Source organism: Paenibacillus sp. LjRoot153, assembly GCF_964253085.1.
GTDB lineage: Bacteria > Bacillota > Bacilli > Paenibacillales > NBRC-103111 > Paenibacillus_E.
Genome location: NZ_CAXUQH020000001.1, coordinates 6,566,547 through 6,583,729, shown reverse-complemented (window position 1 = coordinate 6,583,729; position 17,183 = coordinate 6,566,547). Strand labels below are relative to the sequence as shown.

Genomic DNA, 17,183 nt, shown 5'->3' with positions numbered 1-17,183 from the left:
GTGACAGTGAATCTACTTGATTACGTCTTAATGTCGGTCATTGCCTTAGGACTGTTGATTGGTTACTTTAGAGGATTTATCTCTCAAATCGTTTCTATTTCGGGTATGATCCTCGCATATCTTGTTGCTTTTTATTTTTACAAGGATCTTGCTCCGTTCCTCAAGAGTACGATCTCGTTACCAACATATCAAAATTATCAAAAATATGAATTCATCGTAAAAGGACTCAATTTAGATACTTATATTCTAAATGCCATTGCCTTTGCGCTTCTATTTTTTGGTGTTAAACTTGCACTTATGATCATTGGCAGAGCATTGAACGTTCTTGCCAAAACCCCGGGGCTGAGCACAATTAACCGTTGGAGCGGCGCATTGCTGGGGTTAGCAGAAGCGCTGCTCATCATTGTAATTGCTGTAAATGTTATGACCATCATTCCATCAGATGGCCCCCAGAAGCTTCTAGCAAGCTCATCTATAGCTCCTTATTTGATTAACGAGTTGCCGCAGGTAGCGGGTAAACTCCATGACCTGTGGAAACAAGGAATCTCCCTTTAGAAACTACTGTCTTTTGAAAAAAAGCGGTAGTTTCTATTTATTTTGTGGGGAGACACCATAATGCTAGAGGGGATGAGGGATGAGGATTTGAGATGGAGAGGGAGTCGGCAGGGGCAACCATATCGCAAAACATTTTTTCTGAAGTATCTACAACTTCGAATTAGTCATATTCACCCGAATAGATAACACTTTCATTTTCAAAACGGAAAGAAATTACGTTTAAACAATGTTGACTGAAGGAATTGTAGATATCTCAGAAAACTTAAAACTCCGAAGTACTCCTACCAAAATAAACATTTTTTTCTTTATATGGAAACAAATGTTCTATATAATAAGTACAGGAACACAAGTTCTACTAATGGGGGGAATCTGGTAATGGAAATGCATCTAAATAGGTTCAATGGATAATGCTTTCCAATCAGAGGAAGAGTGTGAGCAGTTCTTAATGAGAAGTCGCTGGGGAAATGGGTTCTCTTGTCCAAGATGTGATCATAATTCATTTTATAAAGTGAAGACACACGGTTTACTCGAATGTAAGGAGTGCCGGACTCAAATATCTATTACTGTTGGTACCGTCATGCATAAATCTAAGTTACCTTTATTAATCTGGTTCAAAGCCATTCGGATATTGATCCAAGATGAGATGGTCTACTCTATTCCAGCGTTTGCAAGCTTGCTTAGTGTGAACTATCGGACTGCGAAGTTGATACTTGAAAAAATTCAATTAGCCTTATACAAGCAATACGCCCGTATGGGGAAGCAAAAGACAGAAAATCTAACCGAAGAGTCCTTAATAGGCAATACTGAGCAACGAAAGAGTGAAGAGAAAAGTATCAGAGCCAATAAGAATACGAGTATTTTAGCAAGGTTCCTGTTTAGGACTTCTAGAAAGATTAAATACGCAGAACAAGATATGTTTAAAAAATGGATGCATTTCAAGTCGTATGAAAAAAGAAAAACCTTATCACAGAATTCGTGAAAAGGTTTAATTTAACAATAACTAGTAATTATTCAACGATAAGAGTTGTTTTCATACTCGCATGACCAGATCCGCACATGATGGAGCAAGTGATTGGGAAAGAACCTGTTTTATCTGGTGTAAAAGTAACTGTTTTATTGCCATTGTTGAGGTTAATGTTAAACTCTTTAATGGATGCTCCATGGACGCCTTGAGAATTGTCGAGTGTTATAGTGACAGACTCACCCTTTTTGATGCGATATTCAGTCTTATCAAATTGAAAATTTGTAGCTTTTAAGACAACTTGTTGTCCACCAGTTGCAGCTTTCGTAGTAGCAGCTGGTGTTGTAGTAGTTTGTGCAGATGCTGCTGGTGTTACTGAAGCTTCTGTTGTTGTTTTGGAGTCTTTGTTTCCACATGCAGTGATGGCAATAACTACTGCTAGTCCCATCATAAGAATTGTAAGTTTTTTCATGGGTACCCCTCCGTATACATAATGATATCCTCATTATTGTACACGACCTATTTCCAAAATACAGTGACAAACTGGTGAAACCACAAAGAAAAGATCGGCCCGGCGAGTGAGAACGCTGCAGGCCGATCTTTTTTTTGGCTTTGCCTTAGCTATCAGTTATGGAAACTGACAAGTTTATCGACGATCTTCTCTGCCGGTGATCCCTTGTTCGAAAGGGGTTTTCACTGGAATGAATAGGTCGATGATCCCAATGACTAAAGCAGCTAAAATAGCACCTATCATACTCGTAGATACATTGGTCACGATGAACTGAGCGGCCCAAATGACTAGTGCGCTCACTATAAACCCTACGATGCCTCTGCCAAAAGGAGTGATCTGTTTGCCGAAGACGCCTTCAATGATCCAAGCCGCGATCGCGATGACCAGTGCCAAGAAAAATGCACTCCAAAATCCGCCGACTGAGAACCCTGGAACTAACCAGCTTACAAACAATAAAACCAAAGCTGAAACAATAAACCTTACCAGATGTCCAAGAAGATGCATGTCGTGAACCTCCTTCTTTCTGTCATGGAATAGGACCATTGACAAAAAAACGATTTTTTGAAAAATGCTTTGATTGTGAAGATTTGCAATTCCTTTGGCAGAGGATTAGATGCACGACTTAGTGTATCCAACTTTGTAATAATTATGGGGGACAGTATCTTCCATATAATCATTGTCTCCGTAGCTAATCAGGATCTATTTGGTTTATAATATAGGGTAGAGAAAAGAGGTTGGAACATTGAATCCAAAAATAATAAAAACATTAGAATATCAGAAAATTTTACATAAAGTAGCTCATCATGCTTCGACATCATTAGGTAAAGATACAGCAGAGAAGCTGGAGCCTAAAGGGGATTTCGAACTCGTTAAGCTTCGCTTACAAGCTACTGATGAGGCGGTAAATGTAGAGAGGTTAAAAGGGAATGCACCTTTCGGAGGAATCCGAGATATTCGTGCGCCTCTGCACAGAGCTAGAATTGGTGGAATACTAAATCCAACGGAGCTGCTGGAAATTTCAACAACGATGTTTGGATCGCGTAGATTGAAGCGATTTGTACTTGCTGCCCATGAGGAATATGCGATTCCAATGTTAAAGTCGCAAGTGGAGTTGTTGACAGAAAATAAACAACTAGAAGATAAGATCAATAGCTGCATTGATGAAAATGCAGTAGTTGTTGATGGGGCAAGCCCTGAACTTGGGCGTGTTCGAAGTGAGCTTCGCACAGGAGAAGGTAGAGTACGTGAAAGATTGGAACAAATGATTCGTAATTCATCTGTCCAGAAGATGCTTCAGGATGTGCTCATTACGATTCGGAATGACCGTTTCGTTATTCCTGTGAAATCGGAGTATCGTTCGAGCTTTGGCGGTATGATTCATGATCAGTCGGCATCAGGTGCGACGCTATATATAGAACCAGATGCCATCGTGCAATTGAATAATAAAATACGTGAACTTAAATTTAAAGAAGAAGCTGAGATTGAGAAGATTCTGCGGGCATTGACTGAGCTAGTTGCTGAACAAGTAGAAGTGCTTGTTTTGGATGTGGATCAGCTGGCAGAACTTGACTTTACTTTTGCCAAAGCGGGTTTAGCTAGGGAATTAAAGGCAACCATGCCTAGATTGAACGATAGAGGCTTTATTAAGATTAAAAGAGGAAGACATCCACTGATCGCGGCGGATGCCGTTGTACCGCTTGATTTGGAGTTGGGCAACGATTACTCTCAAATTATCGTCACAGGCCCGAATACAGGAGGTAAGACGGTTTCTCTTAAAACCGTTGGACTTCTGAGTCTGATGGCGATGTCTGGACTGTTTGTTCCCGCAGAAGAAGGCACGCAACTCTGCGTATTTGATGCCATTTATGCGGATATTGGCGATGAACAAAGTATTGAGCAAAACTTAAGTACGTTTTCCAGTCATATGACGAATATCATAAGTATTTTACGCGATATGACGCCGAAAAGCTTAGTACTACTGGATGAGTTGGGCGCGGGTACCGATCCTGCTGAAGGATCCGCCCTTGCGATTTCAATTTTGGACTATATTCATCAAATTGGCTGCCGCATTATCGCAACAACGCATTATTCGGAATTGAAGGCGTATGCTTATCAAAAACAAGGTACGATTAACGCTAGCATGGAGTTTGATATCCAAACGCTTAGTCCGACTTATCGGTTGTTAGTAGGTGTGCCAGGACGAAGTAATGCGTTCGCGATTGCTGAGCGACTTGGATTGTCTCGTCGCATTATTGAACATGCTCGCACACAGGTAGGAGAAGAAGATCAGCGCGTTGAGTCAATGATTGCTTCGCTCGAGGAGAATCGACTGATCGCAGAATCTGAGCGTTATGCTGCCGAAGAGCTGCGTAAAGAAGCTGAAGCGATGCGTAAATCGCTGGAGGCTCAACAGCTCAAATTCGACGAGCAGCGTGATAAGCTGCTCGAAAAAGCGGAGCGCGATGCGCGCGAAGCTGTTCTCAAAGCTCGCCGCGAGGCCGATGAGGTCATTGCGGATCTACGCCGCATGGCACTGGAAGAAGCCGGAGGAGTCAAGGACCACAAGCTAGTTGAGGCGAAGCGACGTCTGGATCAAGCGACACCCGAACTGCGCAGCAAGCAAGTGCGTGCTTTGAAGAAGCGTCCTGATCGCATTGAAGCAGGAGATGAAGTCCGGGTCATTTCACTCGGCCAAAAAGGACACGTTGTTGAGCTTGTGGGAACAACCGAAGCCAATGTTCAATTGGGTATAATGAAAATGAAGGTTCAATTATCCAACCTTGAGAAAACTGGCAATGCGCCACAGTCAAAGCAACCGCAGAAAGTGGCCACGACACTAAAGCGTACTCGCGATGATAATGTCAAAATGGAATTGGATATGCGCGGCATGAATATGGAAGAAGCTTTGATTGAAGCAGACCGCTTCTTAGATGAATCCTTCTTGAGTAATTTTGGCCAAGTGTATTTAATTCATGGTAAGGGCACAGGTGTGCTTAGAACGGGGATGCAAGAATATTTGCGTCGACATAGACACGTGAAAAGCTATCGGATGGGTAATTACAATGAAGGTGGAGCAGGGGTTACGGTTGTCGAATTGAAATAACTTATAAATTTTTGATCCTTTTTGAAACTCATTCTTCGGTGATGCGTATGAAATAGATATAAAAGAGTATTAAACCTTAGGAGGAATTTTAGATGGGAATTTTCAAAAGACTTCGTGATATGACTATGGCTTCAATTAATGATTTATTGGATAAGGCAGAAGATCCTGTCAAAATGTTAAATCAGTTTTTACGCGATATGGAAGAAGATATTTTGGAAGCGGAAACGGCAGTTGCGAAACAAATTGCTATTGAAAAGAAATTTAAACTGCAATTTGAAGAGTCCGAAGAGATGGTTACAAAACGTACAGAGCAGGCTATGAAAGCCCTAGAAGCAGGGAATGAAGATTTGGCTCGCCGCGCACTGGAAGATAAGAAAGAGCACCAAGGTCGTTATGATGAATTGAAACGTCAATACGAGCTAGCCAAAACAAATGCGGATCAGCTTCGTGGGCAGTTGGCGGAGATGAAAGACGAGTTTAACAAAATGAAAAACAAAAAAGATTTGTTAATTGCTCGCGCAGAAACAGCGAAAGCACAAAAACAAATCAACCAAGCAATGTCTGGGTTTGGTACAGACAATGCGGCTAAAGGTTTTGATCGTATGAGCGAAAAGGTTCTCCAAATGGAAGCTGAAGCGCAAGCAAGCGGAGAAATTCGCTCCAAAAACCGCAGCTTAGATGATGAGTTGGCAGGATTGGGTGGAAGCAGTAGTGAAATCAATGATGAATTGGCTGCAATGAAAGCTAAGCTTGCTGAAAAAAAACAATCCTAATGATATACTAGTTGTACCTGCGAGAGACTGAGTCATACTCAGTCTCTACTACCATATATAGGGAATAAGGGATTTCGTTAAAGTCTCTCTACTTGTGTAAAGGAAGGCAGGAGATGATATGAACGAAGAGGTGGATATCTTGTTAAGTAATCCGTATTTAGCAACGCTTGCTTTTTTTGCTGTAGCAGTGGTCGCGCTTGTTGTTTTCCTTACCATCTTCGAAATGGTTACGAAGTATGATGATTGGGCTGAAATTAAAAAAGGTAATCTATCGGTCGCCATGGCTACTGGTGGGAAAATTTTTGGGATTTGCAACTTGTTCCGCTTCGCTATTTTAAACAACGACACCATGATTCACTCTCTCGTTTGGGCCGGATATGGCTTCGTGCTGTTATTGGTTGCATACTTTATCTTTGAGTTCCTAACGCCTTATTTCAAAATTGATGAGGAAATTAAGAAGGATAATCGTGCGGTAGGTTTCTTATCCTTAACATTGTCTGTCTCCTTATCCTATGTGGTTGGAGCATGTGTAACTTAGTATCATACATAGTCTTGGAGGCTTGAACAATGAAATACCTGTGGGGAACCTTGTTTGCTATCGCGCTTGTGTTTGTAGCGGCAGGGGTTTATTATGTATGGAAATATGCATAGATGCAATTAGCTGGAGGATTTCGCAATGAGTAGCAACGAAGAAGTCATATGTCCATGGTGCCAAACGGAGATTGTCTGGGATCCCGAGATTGGGCCAGAGGATGAGTGTCCACATTGTTTTAATGAATTGAATGATTACCGCAGCATTGATCTGAAGGTTAAGCAGACAGGGCAGAAGCTTCGTTTCAATGAGCAAGAATATGCTGAATCTGATGAGGATTTATCATTAGCTTGGGATGATTCCGATGAGCCGCTTGATAAGTATGGCGAAAAGGTCCAACAATTAACAGATGAGCAGGAAGAAGCGCCTGAGTGCTCGAATTGCCATGAATTCATGCTCCTTGCTGGAACCGAAGTGACAAGCGGAGCTTCCTTCACACCTAGTATTCCCAAAACGTTGGGGAGTGCGTTCTTAACGGGCCCGTTCACGACGGATGTATATGTATGTCCTTCTTGCTTCAGGGTTGAAAAGATACTCTCAGATACGGACCGTTTACTGATGGTTGAACGCATCAAATCGGAATAAGATCGTTAATAATGGAACCGACTCCCTCGTGGATTCGGTTTTTTTTGCATGCATTTGCCTCATATTTTCACTCCAAAGGGGAAGCTTAACAAGAGCCCATATTCGGTCTTAGATAGGAGGAGGAGTATGCAAAAGAATCAAATGAATGTAAAAAGCAAAGGGAGGCTGGATGCTCAAGCGATCCTTTTGCTTGTCGTTCATGCACTATTCGGCGGAGCAAATGCCTTATCGGGTACATTCGTCGGCGTTTATTTATGGAAAGCCAAAAACGACTTTACATTAATCGGCTGGTTCACCTTAACGACCCATTTGACGATGGCCATTACCTTTTGGTTAGCCGGAAAGTGGGTGAAAGAACACAATAAAATGAATTGCTTACGTATTGGTGTATCCATATCAGCGTGTTTCTACATGCTGGTGCTCTGGATGGGGACTAGCAGTGTCCACTACTTCGTTTGGTTAGGCATGGTCCAAGGGATCTCTGTAGGCTTGTTCTGGATTGCTTTCAATGTCGTTTACTTTGAAGTGACGGATCCGGATAATCGGGATCGATTCAATGGTTGGGTTGGCTTATTGGGGGCGTGTGCTGGTATTATTGCTCCATGGATTTCGGGTTTACTCATTGTTACTTTGGGAGATGGATCCGGGTATCGCCTCATCTTCTCCATTTCGTTAGGCATATTTCTATTAGGTGTTGTGGTTAGTTTTTTTCTGAAGAAAAGAAAATTGAGTGGCACCTACGAATGGCTCTTGCCTCTGCGAATTCTTAGTCAACCTAAAACGCCTTGGAAGCGAGTAAGTATGGCTTTACTTTTTCAAGGCGTGCGTGAGGGTGTATTTGGATTCATGATTGGATTGCTCGTGTACATATCGACTTCAAGTGAAGCAAGTTTAGGTAATTTCGCTCTAATTACTTCATCAGTAGCGTTAGTTAGCTTCTGGGCTGCAGGGCGCTTCATTCGACCGTCATTCCGCAAAATGAGTATGTTCATCGGCTCGGTTATGGTTGTTCTCGTTATTTTGCCGTTCTTTTGGAAGGTAACGTACAGCACCTTGTTGATGTTTGGGATAGGGTCTGCACTCTTTTTCCCTATGTACTCCATACCTATGGTTTCGGTTGTCTTTGATTTGATTGGATCGAATGATGAAAGTGCAAAACAACGGGAAGAGTACATTGTCCTGCGTGAGTTATCACTGAATGTAGGGCGCGTATGCGGCGTACTTTTATTTATATGTGTTATTTCTTGGAGTAAAGAGCCGCTTGTCATCAATGTGCTGTTACTCGTCATCGGAAGCTCAACATTCTTCTCTTGGGTGTTCATTAGAAACCAGTTACCTGCAGCCAAGTCTTGACAACGGCTAGGTTTCCGCATGAAAATGTGAGTAGCATGAGTATGGGATGAGGAGGGGGCACCAATGCCGCCAAAAATGGTGAATAGCATCACAGAGCTGATCGGAGATACCCCCGCGGTGCGCGTAAATCGCTTATTGGAACCGGAAGCTGCTGAGCTATATGTGAAATTAGAGTATTTCAATCCGAGCGGAAGCGTGAAAGACCGGGCTGCATGGAATCTCATTGATCAGGCTGAGAAGTCAGGACAACTTGCTCTAGGCGCTACGATTATTGAGCCTACTAGTGGAAATACGGGGATCGGACTCGCGATGAACGCGGCTGCCAAGGGTTATAAGGCCATCTTGATTATGCCGGATAATATGAGCAAGGAACGCATAAATATCCTGAAAGCCTATGGGGCCGAAGTCGTTCTAACACCAGCTGCTTTACGGATGCCAGGTGCAATTGCGAAAGCTGTGGAGTTACGGGATCAAATCCCCGGCAGCTTTATCCCGCAGCAGTTTGAGAATCCAGCGAATCCAAGCATTCATCGAATAACGACTGCACCTGAAATTTTGCAGCAAATGGAGGGGCGGTTAGATGCATTTGTCGCAACTTCGGGAACGGGCGGCACGATTACGGGGACTGGTGAAGTGCTTCGGGAGCATTTGCCGAACATCCAGATCTATGTGGTAGAGCCGAAGGGGTCACCTGTACTTTCTGGTGGAAGCCCTGGGCCACATAAACTCGTAGGGACAAGTCCTGGCTTTGTTCCGGCTATTTTGAACACAAGCATCTATGATGAGATTGTACAGGTGGCGGATGAGGATGCTATCCAAACGATGAAGGATTTGGCGAGTAAGGAAGGCATCCTAGTCGGTCCTTCTGCTGGAGCCTCGGTATGGACAGGGATGCAGGTTGCAAGAAAGCTCGGGGCAGGAAAGCGAGTGCTTTGTATTGCACCAGATACAGGTGAGCGATATTTAAGTATGGATCTCTTTTAACCTTGTACGAGGTACATAAAAGAGAGCTTAGAGCCACTCGGATGGTTATCCAGTGGCTTTTTATTTTGCCAATCCTAGTGGAATTTTCAAATATATATAAATATTCTGCCTTTCTTCCGCGATCAGTAATTGAATTAGGACTGCAATTCATTGTAAGATGAATGGATGAATGAAACATATCTCAGAAAGGTAGGTTTAACCATGGATACTTTGAAGCTTAAAATTCTCGATTTACTAAAGGAAGACGCCCGCAGGAGCGCGGATCTGATCGCCACCATGTTAGGAACGGCGGAGGCCGAAGTTGCGCGAGCGATAAGCGAGATGGAAGCGGATAAGGTCATCGTCAAATACGCAACAGTCGTGAACTGGAGCAAAGTAGATGACGAAAAGGTTACCGCCCTAATTGAAGTGCAAATTACGCCGGAGCGCGGGCGCGGGTTTGATGCGATTGCGGAACGGATCTATTTATATCCGGAAGTCAAATCGGTTTATCTCATGTCTGGAGCATATGATTTGCTCGTTGAGATTGAGGGGAGCTCGCTCAAACAGGTGGCTTCTTTCGTTTCTAACAAGCTCTCGCCAATTGACCGTGTGCTTTCTACGAAAACGAATTTTATTTTGAAAAAATACAAACAAGACGGCATTATTTTCGAAGATCAGGAAGATGATCATCGAATGCTTGTTTCGCCGTAAGGGAGAGGTAGCGCTATGATCAAGGATGAGACTACGATTCAATCAAGCAAAAAATCAATGAAAGACTACCTCGCTCCTGCGGTACGTGAAATGAAGCCGTCTGGCATTCGGAAGTTTTTTGATCTCGTAAGCAATAGTAAAGAGGACATCATCTCGCTAGGTGTGGGTGAACCTGACTTTTCAACACCATGGCACGTTCGTGAAGCAGCTGTACATTCCTTGGAGCGCGGCAGAACGAAATATACGCCAAACTCTGGTATCCCTGAGCTTCGCGAAGCGATTGCGAACTATTTGTATACATCCTTTAAAGTGAAATATGAGCCATCGAACGAGGTACTTGTAACGGTAGGAGGCAGTGAAGCAATTGATCTAGCGCTGCGTTCACTAATTACACCTGGGGATGAGATTCTGATTCCTGAGCCTTGTTATATTTCTTACTCGCCAATTACAGCTATTAGTGGTGGTGTACCAGTAGGTATCGAAACGTTCGCCAAGGATCAATTCAAGCTGACGGAAAAGGCGCTACGTGATGCGATTACGCCACGTTCCAAAATTCTAATTCTTTGTTACCCAAGCAATCCGACGGGCGGCATCATGAACTATGAAGATTGGCTGCCGATCGCCAAAGTTGTTGAAGAGCATGATCTAATTGTCATTTCCGATGAAATTTATGCGGAATTGACGTATGGTCAGAAGCATGTAAGTTTCGCGGCTGTACCGGGGATGCAGGACCGGACGATTCTGGTCAGCGGTTTCTCAAAAGCGTTTGCAATGACAGGCTGGCGGATGGGGTATGCTTGTGGTCACAGAGAGCTAATCTCGGCTATGACCAAGATTCACCAATATACGGTCATGTGTGCGCCTGTCATGGGGCAAGTAGCCGCACATGAAGCATTGACGAATGGGCTGGAAGAGAAAGATCGGATGATTGAATCCTATAATCAACGGAGACGATTGGTTGTCAAAGGATTCCGTGAAGTCGGACTTGAATGCCATGAACCACAAGGCGCGTTCTATGCGTTCCCAAGTATTGTGGCTACAGGACTAACCTCCGATGAATTCGCACAACGACTCTTGTATGAGTCTAAGGTTGCCGCAGTGCCTGGTGATGTCTTTGGATTAGGTGGAGAAGGATTTTTGCGGTGCTCTTATGCCTATAGTGTTTCCCAACTGAATGAAGCATTAGAGAGAATCGGTAATTTCTTAAGGAAATTATAATATTCTTTATAAATTCATATGTTCATAGGAGACGAAAACTGGTATTCTTAGAGTAAGGAGGGATGAGCATGGCTTTTATGGAATATCAGCTTACTAACTTTCATAAGCAATTTCAAATTCGCGAGCAAGAGTTCGGACAGCGTTGGCTGACCAGAAATGCCAAGAAGCAAAATTCCCTAGCACTACTTGAAGAAGAGATCCATACGTTGAGACGTAAAATGGAACAGATGGTCATGGAAGGTCGAGAAATGACATCTGATGCAGTTGTTGAATTAAGCACGATGCTGGATCAAAAAATAAATGAATATATGACATCTGGAAAGAAAAGTCGGTGAAAACCGACTTTTCTGACGACTATCGATAAAGAGAGAGTACTTGACGGAGGGAATTACATACATGAAGGCAAAATGGTTATTCGTTCTCATGCTAGGAATGATATTGATGCTTACTGCTTGTGGTGGACCGAAGGCAGATGTATCGGTATTTATGATGGGACCTAACGGGTTTCCAAGTGAAGCGGCGGAGAAGTTGGAAGTATCCTTGAAATCCAAGGTAGGAGAAATTCCTACTGTGAAGCTGAATACATCACCTATTTTTTCATTAGAAAAAATGATTGTTGAGCTAGCTGCTGGTGGTAATGGCATTTTCATCTTGGGAGAAGAGCAGTTCAAAGGGTTGAGCAACCAAGCGGGATTTGTTTCATTGGATAACATAATCAACCCGAAGGATTATCCGGATGGGGTTATCGAAATCAAAGAAGAAGGCAAAGCGGCGGAAAAGCATTTGTACGGCATTCCACTTACCGGCAACAAATGGATGAAAGAGCAAGGGTTTGAAGGTAAAGGCTTATTTGCGTTCATTCCTCAGAATGCTCCGAAGATGGACGAGGCGTTGAAAGTCATCCAAATTATTGCGCAAAAATAAGAGAACATCTATAATCGACAAATAGTTAGAATGTATAATTTGCAACTATAGGTACTGGTAATGTTCGAATTGGAACATTATTAGTTAAGGGGAAGCCGGTTCAAATCCGGCACGGTCCCGCCACTGTAATTCAGTCTTGCGAAAGTCTGAAGAGTCAGGATACCTGCCTATGGTGCCGATACAACATCCTTCGAGGAAAAGGATCGCGTTAAATCAGGAAGCAGCGCACGTCAGTACGTTGCCCAATACCGCGATTTATCGTCTCCTTCGTTCCTAGTGAACAAGGGGACTTTTTTTTGGCCGTGAATTAAAAATAATGAAAAGAGGGTTTAAGTGATGAAACAGAGCAATTTCAAAAAGGGTCTTATTCTTACATTAGCGGTTGCGACCGCGATCTCGTTAACTGCTTGTGCGAAGAAGGAAACTGAAATTACAGATCCATCGAAACTAGGTGGCGTGGGGACAAAGGCTCCAGTAACATCGGCAACTCCTGCCGCTACGAAGAAAACAACCTATCCTCTGAAAGTGAAAGACGCTACAGGTAAAGAGTTTACGTTCGACAAAGCGCCAGAACGAATCGCATCCGTCTCTCCTGCAGAAACAGAAGCGCTTTTTGCCATTGGACTAGAGGCGAATATTGTGGGTGTATCGGATTTCGATGATTATCCAGATAGCGCTAAATCGAAGCCGAAGTTAGGCAGCATTACGAAGCCCAACATGGAGGCGGTCATTGCTACCAACGCAAATATTGTTTTCACTGGTGTTTCCATGAATGCTAAAACAGTTGATGAACTACGTGCGATGAACATTAACGTCTTTAAAGTAGATCCCAAAACGCTAGATGATGCGATGAACAATATTCAAACGTTCGGACTTATTACCGATCATCAAGAGCAAGCGGAGAAAGTTGTCGCCAAAATGAAAGCGGATCGTCAGAAGGTTGTAGATGCTGTGAAAGACGTGAAGCAAGAAAATAAGAAAAAAGTATACATCGAGTTTGCCCCAGGTTGGACCGTGGGAAGCGGCGTGTTCATGGACGAATTGATTACCCTCTCTGGCGGGATTAACGTTGCTGCGGATAAAGCGGGCTGGTATGAGATCAGTGAAGAGAAAATCATTCAACAGAACCCGAACGTGATCTTATTCGCAAATGGGATCGTCGATATCAAGAGCAAGAAGCCATTAGAAGAAATTATTCGTACGCGCGGCGGGTGGGATGCGATTGACGCCGTGAAAAATAAACGCGTGATAGGGCTCGACCAAAACTCCGTAAGTCGCCCAGGTCCGAGATTGACGGATGGATTACTGGAAATGGCGAAAGGGATTTATCCTGAATTGGTGAAATAATGAAAAGAAAATTGATGCTTGGGGGAGGAGTAGGAGTTATACTCCTTCTTCTTTCTATTGTGGTGAGTTTATCCATCGGGTCAGCTCAGCTTCCTCTCTCACATATCGTGGGGATTCTAGCGAAGCATCTTCCTTGGATAGGAAGTCACATCGAGGTGAACTGGCCACAATCTTCAGAACAAATCATAAATAGAGTAAGAATTCCACGCTTATTACTAGGGATTTTGGTGGGGGCCGTGCTCTCCATAGCAGGTGCTGGTTTTCAAGGGGTTCTACGCAATCCGCTCGCTGACCCTTACTCCCTTGGCGTATCTTCAGGAGCTTCTGTAGGGGCTGCTTTTCTTATTTATTTCGGGCTGCAATTCGCCCTGTTCGGGCAATGGTCGATCCCCATAGTGGCTTTCGTGACGGGGCTTATTTCCCTGTTCTTGGTTTTGAAGCTGGCCATGATTGAAGGGAAGCTAAAGATGGAGACGCTGATTTTATCCGGCGTGGTGATGCAAGCCTTTCTGGGCGCATTCGTGTCGTTCTTAGTTTCGATTTCGAATCAAACGATAAATGAAATTATTTTCTGGCTCATGGGCAGTCTAGCGATGCGTGGATGGTCATATACCTATATGATTTCACCCTATCTATTGATTGGTCTCGTGATTCTGTTAAGCTATGCGAGATCATTAAATCTGTTGGCATTAGGAGAGCGTCAGGCTGCACATCTCGGTGTTCATGTCGAGCGTACGAAACTGATCGTACTGATCGCTTCCACTTTGATCACGGCAGCTGCTGTATCTGTGGCGGGGGTTATCGGTTTCGTTGGATTAATCGTGCCGCACTTGGTGCGACTTCTGGTAGGTCCGGATTATCGTCTGATCATTCCGTTATCCGCGATCGGAGGTGGAATTTATGTGTTATGGGCAGATACCTTGGCTCGAACATTGCTTAGTCCTACAGAAATTCCACTCGGGGTAATTACAGCGTTTCTAGGTGCACCATTTTTTGCCTATCTGCTCCATAAAGATAAGAAAACGTTAAGAGGTTGATCACGATGATTCAAGTGGAGCAGCTCTTTCAGAGCTTTCGAGAACAACAAGTGCTAAATAATATGAGCTTTGAGGTCGGGCAGGGGGAGTTTTTTGGGATCATTGGCCCTAATGGCAGCGGGAAATCTACCCTGCTTCGACTTCTCTCAGGCGTGGATCCTGTCTTGCATGGGAAAGTGTGTGTAAAGGGAAAACCGGTATCTTCGTATTCGCGAAAGGAGCTTGCTAAATGGCTCGCTGTTCTTCAGCAAGATGCTTTGCCTCCTGTTGGCTTCACGGTTCGTGAAGTCGTGGAGATGGGACGCTATCCGTTCCAAAATTGGCTTGGGGAAGATATGGCTGAATCGGATGGACTTATTGATGCCATTATCACAAAGCTTGAGCTGGAAGGGCTTGTAGATCGAACGATTGAGCGACTAAGTGGTGGGGAGCGGCAACGTGTTGCACTGGCTAAGGTGATGGCCCAGCAACCAAGCTTGCTCATGCTCGATGAGCCCACTACCTTTCTAGATATCGGCTATCAAATACAGATGATGGATTATATTCGTTCCTGGCAGCAAGAGTCGGAATTAACAGTTGTAGCTGTTCTGCATGATTTGAATTTGGCTGCGCAATATTGCACAAGATTGATGATCGTACACGAGGGGCGGGTAACCGCCATTGGAACGCCTGCAGAAATTATTACGAGTACGCAAATAGCAGAAGTATACGGAACAGAGCCGATTGTACTCAAGCATCCTGTTAGTGAAGTACCGCAGATTTTATTACAACCTGGGAAATAATGAAAGTTCGGAGGAAGACGATAATGAACAATTTACATAACTTGATTAACGCGATTGAACCGATCCATCATGAAGTGGCTCTTCAAGCCAATGACCATCTGAACCAATTGACGAAACCGCAAGGAAGCTTAGGGAAGCTGGAGGATATCGCACGCCAAGTCGCAGGGATTACAGGTGAGGTGATGCCGACTTTTGAGAAAAAAGCCGTTATCGTCATGGCTGGTGATCATGGTGTTTGTGAGGAAGGCATCAGTGCGTTTCCAGCGGCAGTGACACCGCAAATGGTGCTCAATTTCCTGTATGGCGGGGCTGCTGTTAATGTCCTAGCTAGACATGCTGGAGCTGATGTGGTTTGTGTGGATATGGGGGTTAATGCGGATTTGGAGCATCCTAGTCTCGTCTCGCGCAAAGTTAGAAAAGGCACGCGCAACATGGCGAAGGAAGCGGCTCTTACCCTGGAGGAGACCATTGAAGCGATTCTTGCAGGTAGTGAAATTGTGGATGATTTGGTGGCAAAAGGGTATCGACTTTTCGCCACTGGCGAAATGGGGATCGGGAATACGACAGCGAGTGCAGCGATCTTATGTGCATTGACGGGTTTAGACGCTGGCCTTGCTGTAGGTCGTGGAACGGGCATTGACGATGCGACTTGGCTGCATAAGCAGTCGGTTGTGAATAAGGCGCTGGACGTGAATGGGCTGCGTGTACGGGGGACAGGAGCAGAGGCAAGTGCAGATGCAAGTGCAGGCTTAAGCGGTGAGTATGCGCTTGAGGTGTTGAGTAAGGTCGGCGGATTGGAGATCGCCGGTCTCGTTGGGGTGATCCTGGGCGCAGCGAAGCATCGCTGCCCGGTTGTTGTCGACGGGTTCATCTCGTCGACCGCGGCGCTCGTGGCGAGCCGATTAGCTCCGCTAAGCGCGTCCTACATGCTCGCCTCGCACTTGTCACAGGAGCAGGGACATACGAAGCTGCTCGAGTCGGTTGGCCTCGCAGCGATGCTGCAAATGGATATGCGACTTGGTGAAGGCACAGGTGCAGTGCTTGTGTTCAACTTGATCGATGCCGCAGGCAAGATCATGAAGGAAATGGCGACCTTCGAAAGCGCAGGCGTTTCGAGGGAATAAAGATAATAGCGGCGAGTACGTGGAGCAGCATGGAAGAAGCAGAGAGACGGAGGCGAACACGATGGCGGTTCTGGTAACTGGCGGGGCGCGCAGCGGCAAGAGCTCCTTCGCCGAGAAGCTGGCGATGCATCGCGGCAAGCAGGGGATTTACATTGCGACCTCCCACATCTACGATGAGGAAATGAGGGAGCGGGTGGGGCTGCACCAGCAGCAAAGGCTTCAATCGGGATTCCCTTGGGAAACCCGGGAGGAGCCTTATGCGCTGCGAGACTGTCTCGAGCAGCTTCATGAGAGCAGCGAAGGTGCTGTAGTGTTAGTGGACTGTCTGACGCTATGGCTGACGAACTGGCTGCTCCACTACGAAGGCATGAGCGATGCAGCGCAACTCGTGATAAAGCAAATTGACGAGCTCGTGGACGTCGTGTCCTCCTACAGTGGACAACTCATCTTAGTTACGAATGAAGTTGGCGACGGTATTGTGCCAGAATACCCCCTAGGCCGTCAATTCAGAGATTTGGCTGGACGCATGAATCAGCGTGTGGCTGAAGTTTGTCAGCAGGTTTTTCTGGTTACGGTTGGTATCCCGATCGAATTAAAAAGTAGAGCTTATATGTTAGACTAATAGAGAAGTAAGTACGGAA

The 17,183-nt window shown here is 44.7% G+C and carries 19 protein-coding genes and 1 riboswitch; of the genes, 17 read left to right on the top strand and 2 right to left on the bottom strand.

Annotated elements, in window-relative coordinates; all coding sequences use genetic code 11:
• The first annotated feature begins 6 nt into the window (after positions 1-6).
• Both ACSQ8P_RS28380 and ACSQ8P_RS28375 read left to right on the top strand, forming a co-directional pair.
• Positions 7-555 carry a CvpA family protein gene (locus tag ACSQ8P_RS28380; protein WP_436238257.1) on the top strand — a complete coding sequence of 183 codons (549 nt, stop codon included), beginning with the start codon at positions 7-9 and terminating at the stop codon, positions 553-555.
• 400 nt (positions 556-955) lie between these two features.
• Positions 956-1,534 (top strand): transposase, encoded by a 579-nt coding sequence (locus ACSQ8P_RS28375; protein WP_436238256.1) that lies wholly within the window; start codon positions 956-958, stop codon positions 1,532-1,534.
• 28 nt (positions 1,535-1,562) lie between these two features.
• Here the strand turns inward: ACSQ8P_RS28375 and ACSQ8P_RS28370 are convergent, their stop codons facing one another.
• Both ACSQ8P_RS28370 and ACSQ8P_RS28365 read right to left on the bottom strand, forming a co-directional pair.
• Positions 1,563-1,988 carry a cytochrome C oxidase subunit II gene (locus ACSQ8P_RS28370; RefSeq protein ID WP_436238255.1) on the bottom strand — a complete coding sequence of 142 codons (426 nt, stop codon included), beginning with the start codon at positions 1,986-1,988 and terminating at the stop codon, positions 1,563-1,565.
• Between the two features lie 174 nt (positions 1,989-2,162).
• Positions 2,163-2,531, bottom strand: coding sequence for a phage holin family protein (locus ACSQ8P_RS28365; protein ID WP_436238254.1), 369 nt, complete (start codon positions 2,529-2,531; stop codon positions 2,163-2,165).
• 238 nt (positions 2,532-2,769) lie between these two features.
• On the opposite strand from ACSQ8P_RS28365, the gene ACSQ8P_RS28360 reads away from it, so the two are divergent.
• The 15 genes from ACSQ8P_RS28360 to cobU all read left to right on the top strand — a co-directional run bounded on the left by ACSQ8P_RS28360 (position 2,770) and on the right by cobU (position 17,164).
• Positions 2,770-5,130 carry an endonuclease MutS2 gene (locus tag ACSQ8P_RS28360; RefSeq protein ID WP_436238253.1) on the top strand — a complete coding sequence of 787 codons (2,361 nt, stop codon included), beginning with the start codon at positions 2,770-2,772 and terminating at the stop codon, positions 5,128-5,130.
• A gap of 92 nt (positions 5,131-5,222) precedes the next feature.
• On the top strand, positions 5,223-5,903 hold the full coding sequence (locus ACSQ8P_RS28355) for a PspA/IM30 family protein (RefSeq protein ID WP_436238252.1): 681 nt from the start codon (positions 5,223-5,225) through the stop codon (positions 5,901-5,903).
• 118 nt (positions 5,904-6,021) lie between these two features.
• Entirely contained in the window at positions 6,022-6,441 is a 420-nt protein-coding gene (locus ACSQ8P_RS28350) for a DUF350 domain-containing protein (RefSeq protein ID WP_173110822.1), read from the top strand.
• A 138-nt stretch (positions 6,442-6,579) separates the two neighbouring features.
• A complete protein-coding gene (locus ACSQ8P_RS28345) occupies positions 6,580-7,080 on the top strand; it encodes a hypothetical protein (RefSeq protein ID WP_436238251.1) in 501 nt (166 codons plus the stop codon).
• Positions 7,081-7,206: 126 nt separating this feature from the next.
• Positions 7,207-8,433, top strand: coding sequence for an MFS transporter (locus ACSQ8P_RS28340; protein ID WP_436238250.1), 1,227 nt, complete (start codon positions 7,207-7,209; stop codon positions 8,431-8,433).
• A gap of 63 nt (positions 8,434-8,496) precedes the next feature.
• A complete protein-coding gene (gene cysK / locus ACSQ8P_RS28335; protein WP_436238249.1) occupies positions 8,497-9,417 on the top strand; it encodes a cysteine synthase A in 921 nt (306 codons plus the stop codon).
• A 201-nt stretch (positions 9,418-9,618) separates the two neighbouring features.
• On the top strand, positions 9,619-10,110 hold the full coding sequence (locus ACSQ8P_RS28330; protein WP_056609404.1) for an Lrp/AsnC family transcriptional regulator: 492 nt from the start codon (positions 9,619-9,621) through the stop codon (positions 10,108-10,110).
• A gap of 15 nt (positions 10,111-10,125) precedes the next feature.
• Positions 10,126-11,328 (top strand): aminotransferase class I/II-fold pyridoxal phosphate-dependent enzyme, encoded by a 1,203-nt coding sequence (locus ACSQ8P_RS28325; RefSeq protein ID WP_436238248.1) that lies wholly within the window; start codon positions 10,126-10,128, stop codon positions 11,326-11,328.
• A 68-nt stretch (positions 11,329-11,396) separates the two neighbouring features.
• Positions 11,397-11,663, top strand: coding sequence for an aspartyl-phosphate phosphatase Spo0E family protein (locus tag ACSQ8P_RS28320; RefSeq protein WP_436238247.1), 267 nt, complete (start codon positions 11,397-11,399; stop codon positions 11,661-11,663).
• 61 nt (positions 11,664-11,724) lie between these two features.
• A complete protein-coding gene (locus ACSQ8P_RS28315; RefSeq protein ID WP_436238246.1) occupies positions 11,725-12,252 on the top strand; it encodes a hypothetical protein in 528 nt (175 codons plus the stop codon).
• A 32-nt stretch (positions 12,253-12,284) separates the two neighbouring features.
• Positions 12,285-12,437, top strand: a riboswitch (cobalamin riboswitch).
• A gap of 151 nt (positions 12,438-12,588) precedes the next feature.
• Positions 12,589-13,599, top strand: a complete 1,011-nt coding sequence (locus ACSQ8P_RS28310; RefSeq protein WP_436238245.1) for an ABC transporter substrate-binding protein — start codon at positions 12,589-12,591, stop codon at positions 13,597-13,599.
• Entirely contained in the window at positions 13,599-14,636 is a 1,038-nt protein-coding gene (locus ACSQ8P_RS28305) for a FecCD family ABC transporter permease (protein WP_436238244.1), read from the top strand. Before ACSQ8P_RS28310 ends, ACSQ8P_RS28305 begins: the two co-directional genes overlap by 1 nt.
• Positions 14,637-14,641: 5 nt before the next feature.
• Complete coding sequence (locus ACSQ8P_RS28300; RefSeq protein WP_436238243.1) at positions 14,642-15,418, top strand: ABC transporter ATP-binding protein; 777 nt, start codon at positions 14,642-14,644, stop codon at positions 15,416-15,418.
• Between the two features lie 23 nt (positions 15,419-15,441).
• A complete protein-coding gene (cobT, locus tag ACSQ8P_RS28295; protein ID WP_436238242.1) occupies positions 15,442-16,542 on the top strand; it encodes a nicotinate-nucleotide--dimethylbenzimidazole phosphoribosyltransferase in 1,101 nt (366 codons plus the stop codon).
• A gap of 61 nt (positions 16,543-16,603) precedes the next feature.
• Positions 16,604-17,164 carry a bifunctional adenosylcobinamide kinase/adenosylcobinamide-phosphate guanylyltransferase gene (gene cobU / locus ACSQ8P_RS28290; protein ID WP_436238241.1) on the top strand — a complete coding sequence of 187 codons (561 nt, stop codon included), beginning with the start codon at positions 16,604-16,606 and terminating at the stop codon, positions 17,162-17,164.
• The last annotated feature ends 19 nt before the right edge of the window (positions 17,165-17,183 follow it).

Bases quoted from the DNA above. Each gene is read 5' to 3' on its own strand.
- ACSQ8P_RS28365 (WP_436238254.1), bottom strand. From the start codon at position 2,531: ATGCATCTTCTTGGACATCTGGTAAGGTTTATTGTTTCAGCTTTGGTT.
- ACSQ8P_RS28330 (WP_056609404.1), top strand. From the start codon at position 9,619: ATGGATACTTTGAAGCTTAAAATTCTCGATTTACTAAAGGAAGACGCC.
- ACSQ8P_RS28305 (WP_436238244.1), top strand. From the start codon at position 13,599: ATGAAAAGAAAATTGATGCTTGGGGGAGGAGTAGGAGTTATACTCCTT.
- ACSQ8P_RS28345 (WP_436238251.1), top strand. From the start codon at position 6,580: ATGAGTAGCAACGAAGAAGTCATATGTCCATGGTGCCAAACGGAGATT.
- ACSQ8P_RS28325 (WP_436238248.1), top strand. From the start codon at position 10,126: ATGATCAAGGATGAGACTACGATTCAATCAAGCAAAAAATCAATGAAA.
- ACSQ8P_RS28310 (WP_436238245.1), top strand. From the start codon at position 12,589: ATGAAACAGAGCAATTTCAAAAAGGGTCTTATTCTTACATTAGCGGTT.
- ACSQ8P_RS28315 (WP_436238246.1), top strand. From the start codon at position 11,725: ATGAAGGCAAAATGGTTATTCGTTCTCATGCTAGGAATGATATTGATG.
- ACSQ8P_RS28350 (WP_173110822.1), top strand. From the start codon at position 6,022: ATGAACGAAGAGGTGGATATCTTGTTAAGTAATCCGTATTTAGCAACG.
- cobT (WP_436238242.1), top strand. From the start codon at position 15,442: ATGAACAATTTACATAACTTGATTAACGCGATTGAACCGATCCATCAT.
- ACSQ8P_RS28340 (WP_436238250.1), top strand. From the start codon at position 7,207: ATGCAAAAGAATCAAATGAATGTAAAAAGCAAAGGGAGGCTGGATGCT.
- cysK (WP_436238249.1), top strand. From the start codon at position 8,497: ATGCCGCCAAAAATGGTGAATAGCATCACAGAGCTGATCGGAGATACC.
- ACSQ8P_RS28320 (WP_436238247.1), top strand. From the start codon at position 11,397: ATGGCTTTTATGGAATATCAGCTTACTAACTTTCATAAGCAATTTCAA.
- ACSQ8P_RS28375 (WP_436238256.1), top strand. From the start codon at position 956: ATGGATAATGCTTTCCAATCAGAGGAAGAGTGTGAGCAGTTCTTAATG.
- cobU (WP_436238241.1), top strand. From the start codon at position 16,604: ATGGCGGTTCTGGTAACTGGCGGGGCGCGCAGCGGCAAGAGCTCCTTC.
- ACSQ8P_RS28300 (WP_436238243.1), top strand. From the start codon at position 14,642: ATGATTCAAGTGGAGCAGCTCTTTCAGAGCTTTCGAGAACAACAAGTG.
- ACSQ8P_RS28355 (WP_436238252.1), top strand. From the start codon at position 5,223: ATGGGAATTTTCAAAAGACTTCGTGATATGACTATGGCTTCAATTAAT.
- ACSQ8P_RS28370 (WP_436238255.1), bottom strand. From the start codon at position 1,988: ATGAAAAAACTTACAATTCTTATGATGGGACTAGCAGTAGTTATTGCC.